General features: G+C 58.8%; 10 protein-coding genes. 9 read left to right on the top strand and 1 reads right to left on the bottom strand.

Going from position 1 to position 11,544, the window contains the following annotated elements; genetic code table 11:
• Positions 1-43 precede the first annotated feature (43 nt).
• The 8 genes from grpE to AACY25_RS17245 all read left to right on the top strand — a co-directional run bounded on the left by grpE (position 44) and on the right by AACY25_RS17245 (position 10,264).
• Positions 44-613: a nucleotide exchange factor GrpE gene (grpE, locus tag AACY25_RS17210; RefSeq protein ID WP_339526166.1), complete on the top strand. Its 570-nt coding sequence runs from the start codon at positions 44-46 to the stop codon at positions 611-613.
• 99 nt (positions 614-712) lie between these two features.
• Entirely contained in the window at positions 713-2,629 is a 1,917-nt protein-coding gene (gene dnaK, locus AACY25_RS17215) for a molecular chaperone DnaK (protein ID WP_339526167.1), read from the top strand.
• A 126-nt stretch (positions 2,630-2,755) separates the two neighbouring features.
• Positions 2,756-3,883: a molecular chaperone DnaJ gene (gene dnaJ, locus AACY25_RS17220; protein WP_339526169.1), complete on the top strand. Its 1,128-nt coding sequence runs from the start codon at positions 2,756-2,758 to the stop codon at positions 3,881-3,883.
• A gap of 71 nt (positions 3,884-3,954) precedes the next feature.
• Positions 3,955-4,758, top strand: a complete 804-nt coding sequence (dapB, locus tag AACY25_RS17225) for a 4-hydroxy-tetrahydrodipicolinate reductase (RefSeq protein WP_339526170.1) — start codon at positions 3,955-3,957, stop codon at positions 4,756-4,758.
• Positions 4,759-4,967: 209 nt separating this feature from the next.
• Positions 4,968-6,116, top strand: a complete 1,149-nt coding sequence (carA, locus tag AACY25_RS17230; protein WP_339413983.1) for a glutamine-hydrolyzing carbamoyl-phosphate synthase small subunit — start codon at positions 4,968-4,970, stop codon at positions 6,114-6,116.
• A gap of 35 nt (positions 6,117-6,151) precedes the next feature.
• Positions 6,152-9,373: a carbamoyl-phosphate synthase large subunit gene (carB, locus tag AACY25_RS17235; protein WP_339526172.1), complete on the top strand. Its 3,222-nt coding sequence runs from the start codon at positions 6,152-6,154 to the stop codon at positions 9,371-9,373.
• Positions 9,370-9,846: a transcription elongation factor GreA gene (gene greA / locus AACY25_RS17240; protein ID WP_339526173.1), complete on the top strand. Its 477-nt coding sequence runs from the start codon at positions 9,370-9,372 to the stop codon at positions 9,844-9,846. The genes carB and greA overlap by 4 nt, the downstream gene beginning before the upstream one ends.
• A complete protein-coding gene (locus AACY25_RS17245; RefSeq protein ID WP_339526174.1) occupies positions 9,818-10,264 on the top strand; it encodes a DUF4149 domain-containing protein in 447 nt (148 codons plus the stop codon). Before greA ends, AACY25_RS17245 begins: the two co-directional genes overlap by 29 nt.
• A 65-nt stretch (positions 10,265-10,329) precedes the next feature.
• Here the strand turns inward: AACY25_RS17245 and yhbY are convergent, their stop codons facing one another.
• Entirely contained in the window at positions 10,330-10,641 is a 312-nt protein-coding gene (gene yhbY, locus AACY25_RS17250; RefSeq protein ID WP_339413987.1) for a ribosome assembly RNA-binding protein YhbY, read from the bottom strand.
• A 102-nt stretch (positions 10,642-10,743) separates the two neighbouring features.
• Here yhbY and rlmE point away from each other — a divergent pair, with 102 nt between their 5' ends.
• Positions 10,744-11,367 (top strand): 23S rRNA (uridine(2552)-2'-O)-methyltransferase RlmE, encoded by a 624-nt coding sequence (gene rlmE, locus AACY25_RS17255; RefSeq protein ID WP_339413988.1) that lies wholly within the window; start codon positions 10,744-10,746, stop codon positions 11,365-11,367.
• The last annotated feature ends 177 nt before the right edge of the window (positions 11,368-11,544 follow it).

Consider the following 11,544-nt stretch of genomic DNA (forward strand, 5'->3'; position numbering starts at 1 on the left):
ACGTGAGTTGAGGCTCGCGTCGGATTTATAAGAGGAGAGACGCATGGCTGACGAACAGACCCTGGATACGCAGAACCCCGATGTACAAACAGCTGCCGAAGCGGCTGCGGGCGATGACCTGGTTGCCCGCGTGCAAGCGCTGGAAGAGCAACTGGCCACTGCGCAGGATCAGTCGCTGCGCATGGCTGCCGATCTGCAGAACGTGCGCCGCCGCGCCGAGCAGGATGTAGAGAAAGCGCACAAATTTGCTCTGGAGAAATTCGCCAACGACCTGTTGCCGGTGGTGGATAGCCTGGAGCGCGGCCTTGAGCTGTCGAATCCGGATGATGAGGCGATCAAGGCTGTACGTGAGGGCATGGAGCTGACGCTCAAGCTGTTCAGCGACACCCTCAAGCGTCACCAGTTGGAAGCCATTGACCCGCATGGCGCGCCGTTCAACGCCGAGCACCATCAGGCGATGGCGATGCAGGAAAGCACCAGCGTCGAGCCTAACAGCGTGCTCAAGGTGTTCCAGAAGGGCTACATGCTCAATGGTCGCCTGCTGCGCCCCGCCATGGTGGTGGTCAGCAAGGCGCCGGTGGAAGCGCCGCCATCGATCGATGAGCAGGCTTGAAATTCGCCGAGCTGCCCCCATTAAACAGTCAAGCGTTTTAGTGCTACCGCCGCTGACAACGATCAGCGGCGGGATTATCAAAGTTTCGGGAGAGTGAAGATGGGCAAAATTATTGGTATCGACCTGGGGACCACCAACTCCTGCGTCTCTATTCTGGAAAACGGCAGCGTCAAGGTCATCGAGAACGCCGAAGGCGCTCGCACCACGCCATCGATCATCGCCTATGCCAACGATGGTGAAATCCTCGTTGGCCAATCGGCCAAACGTCAGGCGGTGACCAATCCGCACAACACCCTGTACGCGGTGAAGCGTCTGATCGGTCGTCGTTTTGACGAAGATGTCGTGCAGAAAGACATTCAGATGGTCCCGTACAAGATTGTCAAAGCTGACAACAACGACGCTTGGGTTGAAGTGAACGGCCAGAAAATGGCACCGCCACAAATCTCGGCTGAAATCCTCAAGAAGATGAAGAAGACCGCCGAAGACTACCTCGGCGAGCCAGTGACCGAAGCGGTGATCACCGTGCCGGCCTACTTCAACGACAGCCAGCGTCAGGCCACTAAAGACGCCGGCCGTATTGCCGGTCTGGACGTCAAACGCATCATCAACGAGCCGACCGCAGCCGCTCTGGCCTACGGTATGGACAAGGCCAAGGGCGATCACACCGTGATCGTCTATGACCTGGGTGGCGGTACCTTCGACGTTTCGGTGATCGAAATCGCTGAAGTTGACGGGGAGCACCAGTTCGAAGTGTTGGCCACCAACGGTGACACCTTCCTCGGCGGTGAAGACTTCGACATTCGTCTGATCGACTACCTCGTTGACGAATTCAAGAAAGAAAGCGGTATGAACCTCAAGGGTGACCCGCTGGCCATGCAGCGCCTGAAAGAAGGCGCTGAAAAAGCCAAGATCGAGCTGTCCTCGAGCCAGTCGACCGACGTGAACCTGCCGTATATCACTGCAGATGCCACCGGTCCGAAGCACCTGAACGTGAAGATCTCCCGCGCCAAGCTGGAATCGCTGGTTGAAGACCTGGTGCAGCGCACCATCGAACCTTGCCGTATCGCGTTGAAAGATGCCGGTATCGACATCGGTGCGATCAACGACGTGATCCTGGTCGGCGGTCAGACCCGCATGCCGCTGGTGCAGAAGCTGGTCACCGATTTCTTCGGTAAAGAAGCGCGTAAAGACGTTAACCCGGACGAAGCTGTGGCCATGGGCGCTGCTATCCAGGGCGCGGTACTGGCCGGCGACGTCAAAGATGTGTTGCTGCTCGACGTGTCACCGCTGACTCTGGGTATCGAAACCATGGGCGGCGTGATGACTGCGCTGATCGAGAAAAACACCACGATTCCGACCAAGAAATCGCAAGTGTTCTCGACTGCCGACGATAACCAGGGCGCCGTGACCATTCACGTGCTGCAGGGCGAGCGCAAGCAAGCCAGCGGTAACAAGTCCCTGGGCAAATTCGATCTGGCCGAGATTCCGCCGGCTCCGCGTGGTGTACCGCAGATCGAAGTAACCTTCGATATCGATGCCAACGGCATCCTGCACGTTGGCGCGAAAGACAAGGCCACCGGCAAGACTCAGTCCATCGTGATCAAGGCCAACTCTGGTCTGTCTGAGGAGGAAATTCAGCAGATGGTGCGTGACGCCGAGGCCAACGCCGAGGAAGACCGCAAGTTCGAAGAGCTGGCAACCGCACGTAACCAAGGCGATCAACTGGTGCACGCCACCCGCAAGATGATCACTGAGGCGGGCGACAAAGCTACCGCGGACGAGAAGACTGCCATCGAAACCGCATTGAGCGCGCTGGAAGTGGCGATCAAGGGCGACGACAAGGCTGAAATCGACGCCAAGATGGCTGCGCTGTCCGAAGTGACCGCACCCCTTGCGCAGAAGATGTACGCCGAGCAGCCTCAGCCGGGCGCCCAAGCTCCGGATGCTGAGCAAGCCACGGACGCAGGCGACGACGTGGTCGACGCTGAGTTCGAAGAGGTCAAAGACAACAAATAAATAGGCGCAAGCTTATGCCGCTCTGGCCGGGCGTGACGCGAGTCGCGTTCGGCATGATCCGCCGCGCGGGAGCTTGCTCCCGCGTTGGCGTGTCTGGAGTAGACGATTTAAAGGTGTTGAAGACTTATGGCTAAACGCGATTTTTACGAGGTGCTCGGTGTCGAGCGCGGTGCCAGCGAAGCGGAGCTGAAAAAAGCCTACCGCCGTCTGGCCATGAAGTATCACCCGGACCGTAATCCTGACGATAAGGCCTCGGAAGAGAAGTTCAAGGAAGCCAACGAGGCTTACGAGGTGCTCTCCGATGCGGCCAAGCGTTCGGCCTACGATCAGTACGGGCACGCCGGTGTCGACCCGCAGATGGGTGGCGGTGGAGGCGGCCCGGGTGGGGCGAATTTCTCCGATATCTTCGGTGATGTATTCAGTGATTTCTTCGGCGGTGGTGGTCGCGGTGGGCAGCGGGGCGGCGCACAGCGCGGTAGTGACCTGCGCTACACTCTGGAGCTGGACCTGGAAGAAGCGGTGCGTGGCACTACGGTGACCATTCGTGTACCGACTCTGGTCAATTGCAAGCCTTGCGATGGTTCGGGCGCGAAGAAGGGCACCACGCCGGTGACCTGTACCACCTGTGGCGGTATTGGTCAGGTGCGCATGCAACAGGGCTTCTTCTCGGTGCAGCAGACCTGCCCGCGTTGCCACGGCAGCGGCAAGATGATCACCGACCCTTGCGGCTCCTGCCACGGCCATGGCCGGGTAGAGGAACACAAGACCCTGTCGGTGAAAGTCCCGGCGGGCGTCGATACCGGTGACCGCATTCGTCTGTCTGGCGAAGGCGAGGCGGGTGCCATGGGTGGTCCGGCTGGCGATCTTTACGTGGTCGTGAATGTGCGTGAGCACGCGATCTTCCAGCGCGACGGCAAGCACCTGTACTGCGAAGTGCCAATCAGCTTTGCCGATGCGGCCCTGGGCGGAGAGCTGGAAGTGCCGACTCTAGATGGCCGGGTCAAGCTGAAAATTCCAGAAGGCACGCAAACCGGCAAGATGTTCCGCCTGCGTGGCAAGGGCGTTGCCCCAGTGCGTGGCGGCGGTGCCGGTGATCTGATGTGCAAGGTGGCGGTGGAAACTCCGGTCAACCTGGGCAAGCGTCAGCGCGAACTGCTCGACGAGTTCCGCAAGACCCTAGAAGGCGACAGCTCGCATTCGCCGAAGGCCAATGGCTGGTTCGAAGGCGTTAAGCGCTTCTTTGGCGACCTGTAAATCCCGCTGACAGGCTGCGCGGTCGCTAAGCGGCGGCTGCAGTCTGTGGCGATAGCTTGGAGCTGATAGCTATGCAACGTATTGCTGTGATGGGCGCCGCCGGGCGCATGGGCAAGACCCTTATCGAAGCCGTGCAGCTGGTCGATGGCGCAAGCCTGAGCGCGGCGATTGATCGTGCCGACAGCAGCCTGGTTGGCGCGGATGTCGGTGAGCTGGTGGCGCAGGGCAAGATTGGCGTCAATCTGTCCGGCGATCTGACTGCGGTGCTCGATCAATTTGATGTGCTGATCGACTTCACTCACCCGTCGGTCACCCTGAAAAACCTGGAAATCTGCCGCCAGGCCGGCAAGGCCATGGTGATAGGCACTACCGGGTTTTCGCCGGAAGAAAAGCAGCTGCTGGCTGAGGCCGGCAAACAGATTTCCATTGTGTTTGCCGCTAACTTCAGCGTCGGTGTCAATCTCTGCCTGAAATTACTCGACACCGCGGCGCGGGTGCTCGGTGATGATGTGGATATCGAGATCATCGAAGCCCACCACCGCCACAAGGTCGATGCGCCGTCCGGCACCGCCCTACGTATGGGTGAGGTAGTGGCTAATGCCCTGGGGCGCGATCTGCAGAAAGTCGCGGTGTATGGTCGTGAAGGTCAGACCGGTGCGCGCGAGCGCGAAACCATCGGTTTTGCCACGGTGCGCGCTGGTGATGTGGTCGGTGATCACACCGTGCTGTTTGCTGCCGATGGCGAGCGCGTGGAAATCACCCACAAGGCATCCAGCCGTATGACCTTCGCCAAAGGCGCTGTGCGCGCTGCGTTGTGGCTGCGCCAGCGTCAGCCAGGCCTGTACGACATGCAGGACGTTCTGGGCCTCACCTGAGACATTCTGTCGCAGGAATGCCTTTTGCCTGGGTCTCAGGCTTAACTGGCGGTGGACCAAAAAGGCAGTTTCCTGTAAGCTTCCTGCTTTAGTGTGTCCACTAAAGTTGCGCAGAATGAATCAGATAAAAAAGCGGGGTGACGGTTGATACGTCATCCCGCTTTTTTACAATCTGCGTTTGCTTCACGTTTTGATTTCCGGAGGTTTTCTTGAGTAAGCCAGCCCTTAAACCTGCCATTTTGGCTCTTGCTGATGGCAGTATTTTTCGCGGCGAGGCCATCGGTGCCGATGGCCAGACTATTGGTGAGGTGGTTTTTAACACTGCCATGACCGGCTATCAGGAAATCCTTACCGATCCTTCCTATGCCCAGCAGATTGTCACCCTGACCTATCCGCACATCGGCAACACCGGCACTACGCCGGAAGACGCCGAGTCCAACCGCGTATGGGCAGCTGGCCTGATTATCCGTGACCTGCCGCTGACCTCCAGTAACTGGCGCAACAAGCAGCCACTGGATGAATACCTCAAGGAAAACGGCACCGTCGCCATTGCCGGTATCGACACCCGCCGCCTGACCCGCATCCTGCGTGAGAAAGGCTCGCAAAACGGCTGCATTCTGGTTGGCGATGACGCCACCGAAGAGAAGGCGTTGGAACTGGCGCGCAGCTTCCCCGGGCTGAAAGGCATGGACCTGGCCAAGGTGGTCAGCTGCACCGAGCGTTACGAGTGGCGTTCCAGTGTGTGGGATCTGAAAGACGACAGCCATCCAGAAATTCCAGCCGGTGAGCTGCCGTACCACGTTGTTGCCTACGACTACGGCGTCAAACTGAACATCCTGCGCATGCTGGTCGAGCGCGGTTGCCGTGTGACTGTGGTGCCTGCGCAGACTCCTGCTAGCGATGTGCTGGCGCTGAATCCAGATGGCGTGTTCCTGTCCAACGGCCCAGGCGATCCCGAACCGTGCGATTACGCCATTGCCGCGATCAAGGATGTGCTGGAAACCGAGATCCCGGTATTCGGCATCTGCCTCGGCCACCAGCTGCTGGCCCTGGCTTCCGGTGCCAAGACCCTGAAAATGGGCCACGGCCACCATGGTGCTAACCACCCGGTGCAAGATCTGGATACGGGTGTGGTGATGATCACCAGCCAGAACCACGGCTTTGCCGTGGACGAGGCCACGCTGCCGAGCAACCTGCGCGCCATCCACAAGTCGCTCTTCGACGGTTCCCTGCAGGGTATCGAGCGTACCGACAAGGACGCCTTCAGCTTCCAGGGTCACCCCGAAGCGAGCCCCGGCCCAGCCGATGTGGCGCCGCTGTTCGACCGTTTTATCGAAGCCATGGCCAAGCGCCGTTAAGCCAGCCGACTGACCCAGGATTCGAGAGAGAGAAAATGCCAAAGCGTACAGACATTAAAAGCATCCTGATCCTCGGCGCTGGCCCGATTGTTATCGGCCAGGCCTGCGAGTTCGACTATTCCGGTGCCCAGGCGTGTAAAGCGCTGAAAGAAGAGGGTTACCGCGTCATTCTGGTGAACTCCAACCCAGCCACCATCATGACTGACCCGGCCATGGCGGACGCCACCTATATCGAGCCGATCAAGTGGTCCACCGTGGCCAAGATCATCGAGAAGGAGCGTCCGGATGCGCTGCTGCCGACCATGGGTGGTCAAACTGCGCTGAACTGCGCGCTGGACCTGGAGAAGCACGGCGTCCTGGAAAAATTCGGTGTCGAAATGATCGGTGCCAATGCCGACACCATCGACAAAGCCGAAGACCGCTCGCGCTTCGACAAGGCGATGAAAGACATCGGTCTGGCCTGCCCGGTTTCTGGCATCGCGCACAACATGGAAGAAGCCTACGGCGTGCTGGAGAAGGTTGGCTTCCCCTGCATCATCCGTCCGTCCTTCACCATGGGCGGCACCGGCGGCGGTATTGCTTACAACCGTGAAGAGTTCGAAGAAATCTGCGCCCGCGGTATCGATCTGTCGCCGACCAGCGAACTGCTGATCGACGAATCGCTGATCGGCTGGAAAGAGTACGAGATGGAGGTGGTCCGCGATAAAAAGGACAACTGCATCATCGTCTGCGCCATTGAAAACTTCGACCCGATGGGCGTGCACACCGGCGACTCGATCACCGTGGCCCCGGCGCAAACTCTGACCGACAAGGAATACCAGATCCTGCGTAACGCCTCCCTGGCGGTATTGCGCGAGATCGGCGTGGAAACCGGCGGCTCCAACGTGCAGTTCGGCATCTGCCCGAACACTGGCCGTATGGTCGTTATCGAGATGAACCCGCGCGTGTCGCGTTCCTCGGCGCTGGCCTCCAAGGCCACCGGCTTCCCGATCGCCAAGATCGCCGCCAAGCTGGCGGTGGGTTACACCCTTGATGAGCTGAGCAACGACATCACCGGCGGTCGTACCCCGGCCTCTTTCGAGCCGGCCATTGACTACGTCGTAACCAAGATCCCGCGTTTTGCCTTCGAGAAGTTCCCGAAAGCTGATGCCCGCCTGACCACCCAGATGAAGTCCGTCGGTGAAGTCATGGCCATCGGTCGCACCTTCCAAGAATCCCTGCAGAAAGCCCTGCGCGGTCTGGAGGTGGGTGTTTCGGGCCTCGATCCGATGCTCGATCTGGCCGATCCTGAAGCCGAAAGCACCCTGCGTCGCGAACTGACCGTGCCAAGCGCTGATCGTATCTGGTACATCGGCGATGCCTTCCGTGCGGGCAAGACCGTGACTGAAGTCTTCGCGCTGACCAACATCGATGAATGGTTCCTGGTGCAGATCGAAGATCTGATCAAGGACGAAGAGCGGATCAAGACGCTGGCACTGTCCAGCATTGATCGTGACTCGATGTACAAACTCAAGCGTAAAGGCTTCTCCGATATTCGCCTGGCCAAGCTGCTGGGTGTGACCGAGAAGACCCTGCGTAGCCAGCGTCACAAGTTGAAAGTGCTGCCGGTGTACAAGCGCGTCGACACCTGCGCCGCCGAATTCGCCACCGACACCGCTTACATGTACTCGACCTACGAGGAAGAGTGCGAAGCCAATCCGTCGAGCCGCGACAAGATCATGATTCTGGGTGGCGGCCCGAACCGTATTGGTCAGGGTATCGAGTTCGACTACTGCTGCGTACACGCGGCGCTGGCGCTGCGTGAAGACGGTTACGAGACCATCATGGTCAACTGCAACCCGGAAACCGTCTCCACCGATTACGACACCTCCGACCGCCTGTACTTCGAGCCAGTAACCTTGGAAGACGTACTGGAAATCGTCCGCGTCGAGCAGCCGAAAGGCGTGATCGTGCAGTACGGCGGGCAAACTCCGCTGAAGATCTGTCGCGCTCTGGAAGAAGCCGGCGTGCCGATCATCGGCACCAGCCCTGACGCCATCGACCGCGCCGAAGACCGCGAGCGTTTCCAGCAGATGGTGCAGCGTCTCGGTCTGCGTCAACCGGCTAACGCCACTGCGCGCAGCGAAGATGAAGCCCTGGCTCACTCCAAGACCATCGGTTATCCGCTGGTGGTGCGTCCGTCCTATGTACTGGGCGGCCGGGCGATGGAAATCGTCTACCAGGAAGACGAGCTCAAGCGCTATATGCGCGAAGCGGTAAAAGTCTCCAATGACAGCCCGGTGCTGCTCGACCACTTCCTCAACTGCGCCATTGAAGTGGACGTGGATGCGGTGTGCGACGGCGAAACCGTGGTGATTGGCGCGATCATGCAGCACATTGAACAGGCTGGCGTGCACTCCGGTGACTCGGCCTGCTCGCTGCCGCCTTACTCGCTGCCGATGCACATCCAGGACGAGATTCGTGACCAGGTCAAGAAAATGGCTCTGGAGCTGAATGTGGTTGGTCTGATGAACGTGCAGATGGCCGTGCAGGGCGAGGATATCTTCGTTATCGAAGTGAACCCGCGCGCTTCGCGTACCGTACCGTTCGTCTCCAAATGCGTCGGTGTCTCGCTGGCCAAGGTGGCTGCCCGCGTCATGGCAGGCAAGTCGCTGGCTGAGGCTGGTTACACCAAGGAAATCATCCCGCCGTACTTCAGCGTCAAGGAAGCGGTGTTCCCGTTCGCCAAGTTCCCAGGCGTCGACCCGATCCTCGGCCCAGAAATGAAGTCCACAGGTGAAGTGATGGGCGTCGGCGATACTTTCGGCGAGGCCTTTGCCAAGGCGCAGTCGGGTGCCAGCGAGATTCTGCCGAACGCGGGCGTGGCCTTTATCAGCGTGCGTGACGACGACAAGCCGTTGGTGGAAGGTGTTGCTCGCGACCTGATTGACCTGGGCTTTGAAGTGGTGGCCACCGCTGGTACCGCCAAGCTGATCGAGGCCGCTGGCTTGCCAGTGCGTCGCGTGAACAAGGTGACCGAAGGCCGGCCACACGTGGTCGATATGATCAAGAATGATGAAGTCACGCTGATCATCAACACCACCGAAGGCCGTCAGTCTATCGCTGACTCTTACTCTATTCGTCGTAACGCCCTGCAGCACAAGATCTACTGCACCACCACCATTGCGGCGGGTCAGGCGATCTGTGAGGCGCTGAAGTTCGGTCCCGAGAAGACCGTGCGCCGGCTGCAGGATCTGCATGCAGGAATCAAGGCATGACTAAATACCCCATGACCGTTCAGGGCGCGCGCGCCCTGGAAGAGGAGCTGGCGCACCTGACCAAGGTCGTGCGCCCCAAGCTCAGCCAGGATATCGGCACCGCGCGTGAGCTCGGTGACCTCAAGGAAAACGCCGAATACCATGCCGCGCGTGAGCAGCAGGGCATGGTTGAAGCGCGAGTGCGAGATATCGAGGGTCGTCTGCAGAATGCAGTGATCATTGATGTCACCACCATTGAGCACACCGGTAAGGTAATTTTCGGTACCACCGTTGAAATCGCCAACTGCGAAACCGATGAAAGCGTGACTTACCAGATCGTCGGTGAGGACGAGGCGGACATCAAGCAGCGCAAGATTTCCGTGGGTTCACCTATCGCCCGCGCCCTGATCGGCAAGAGCGAAGGTGACGTGGTGGTGGTGCAGACGCCAAGCGGTGCGCTGGAGTATGAGATCGTCGAGGTTCGCCATCTCTAAGTCGGGCGCGCGTGATGCCGGCGCGATCAGCTGGCTGCTGGCTCAGACGCTTTGGGTTGGTGGCCTCTGGTTGCTGCATTTTCTGCTGTTGCCGGCAATTGCCAAGATCGGCCTGGCTTCGTTGCTGGTCGAAGAGATCAGCAATACCCTGCGGCCATTGTTAGTTGGCTTAGCGGCGGTATGCGCCGGGTTGCAGGTGCTGGTGCTGATTCGCGCCGAGCGTCTGGCAGGCCTATGGCGTGATAGCCGTGGGCAGTTGCTGCTGGTTGTTGTGACAATGGCGGGCAGTTACTTCGCGGTGCGCCAGCTGCTGCCAGAAGCAGAACTTTGGTTGATGTTCAGTTACCTGGTCATGGCGTTTTGCGGGTTGTTATTGGTCTTGCAGCCAGTGCCGCAAAAGCTCAGGCATAGGCTCTAAGCAGTAAGATTGGGCAGGATGGGAGGTTGCAAAGGCGCTGAGCGCGCCTTGCAGCGGCCGAGTTGTCAGCCGTGATGACGATGAACGTTGGACAGGTTCTTGTTCACTTTCGGGTTTTTTCGGTAGATCAGCGCCATCTTGCCAATCACCTGAACTAGGTCGGCTTTGCTGGTTTTGCACAGTTCGTTGATGGCCGTTAGGCGGTCTTCACGCTCAGTGATGCGTAGTTGCACTTTAATCAGTTCATGATCGCTCAGTGCGCGTTCCAGTTCAGTCAGCACACCTTCGGTCAGACCGTTGTCAGCCACGATCAATACAGGCTTCAAATGGTGACCGATAGATTTGAATTGTTTCTTCTGCTCTTGAGTGAGCGGCATAATCTGATTCCTGCATTTAATCTGGTAAAAAACGGCGGTTAGTTTACCCGAGCGCCTTCGGGGCCGCCCAGATATTCATGCGTTGCACATTCGAGGTATTGCGTGGCCCGTTCCAAGACCAGTCAAGGTTGGCTGAAAGAGCATTTCAACGACCCCTACGTCAAAATGGCGCAGAAGGATGGCTATCGCTCGCGCGCCAGCTACAAGCTGCTGGAGATTCAGGAGAAGGATCGCATCTTGCGGCCTGGCATCACTGTAGTCGATCTGGGCGCAGCGCCGGGCGGCTGGTCGCAGGTCACCAGTCGGGTGATCGGTGACAAAGGTCGTTTGATCGCTTCAGATATTCTGGAGATGGACAGCATCCCCGACGTTACTTTCATCAAGGGCGACTTTACCGATGATGCGGTGTTCGCGCAGATTCTCGATGCTATCGGTGAACACCCGGTAGACCTTGTGATTTCCGATATGGCCCCCAATATGAGTGGAGTGAGGGAATCGGATCAGCCGCGCGCTATGTACTTGTGTGAGTTGGCGCTGGATCTGTCGACTCGGGTGCTACGTCCGGGCGGCGACTTTCTGATCAAGATCTTCCAGGGCGAAGGTTTCGATCTGTACCACAAGCAGGTGCGTCAGCTGTTCGACAAGGTGCAGATGCGCAAGCCGCTGTCTTCGCGTGATCGCTCGCGCGAGCAATATATGCTGGCTCGGGGCTTTCGCGGTATCTGATGGTTGCAGGCTTTACGGCGAATTGTGGTGGGGCTTTGCGGTCTCACAGCAAATAAAGGGTTACAGACGGCGTCTGCCAGGGGTGGGCGTTGTGTAGTAAGTTAGATCGGTACATAACTGGTCGTCATGCGAAGCGCGCTTCGACACGGGGCCTGCTTCAGAGGGTAGCTAATTGAA

Source organism: Pseudomonas sp. EA_35y_Pfl2_R111 (assembly GCF_963970955.1).
Classification (GTDB): domain Bacteria; phylum Pseudomonadota; class Gammaproteobacteria; order Pseudomonadales; family Pseudomonadaceae; genus Aquipseudomonas.

Coding starts and splice junctions, on each gene's coding strand:
- grpE (WP_339526166.1), top strand. CDS start 44: ATGGCTGACGAACAGACCCTGGATACGCAGAACCCCGATGTACAAACA.
- carB (WP_339526172.1), top strand. CDS start 6,152: ATGCCAAAGCGTACAGACATTAAAAGCATCCTGATCCTCGGCGCTGGC.
- yhbY (WP_339413987.1), bottom strand. CDS start 10,641: ATGCCGCTCACTCAAGAGCAGAAGAAACAATTCAAATCTATCGGTCAC.
- AACY25_RS17245 (WP_339526174.1), top strand. CDS start 9,818: ATGAGATCGTCGAGGTTCGCCATCTCTAAGTCGGGCGCGCGTGATGCC.
- dnaJ (WP_339526169.1), top strand. CDS start 2,756: ATGGCTAAACGCGATTTTTACGAGGTGCTCGGTGTCGAGCGCGGTGCC.
- dnaK (WP_339526167.1), top strand. CDS start 713: ATGGGCAAAATTATTGGTATCGACCTGGGGACCACCAACTCCTGCGTC.
- dapB (WP_339526170.1), top strand. CDS start 3,955: ATGCAACGTATTGCTGTGATGGGCGCCGCCGGGCGCATGGGCAAGACC.
- greA (WP_339526173.1), top strand. CDS start 9,370: ATGACTAAATACCCCATGACCGTTCAGGGCGCGCGCGCCCTGGAAGAG.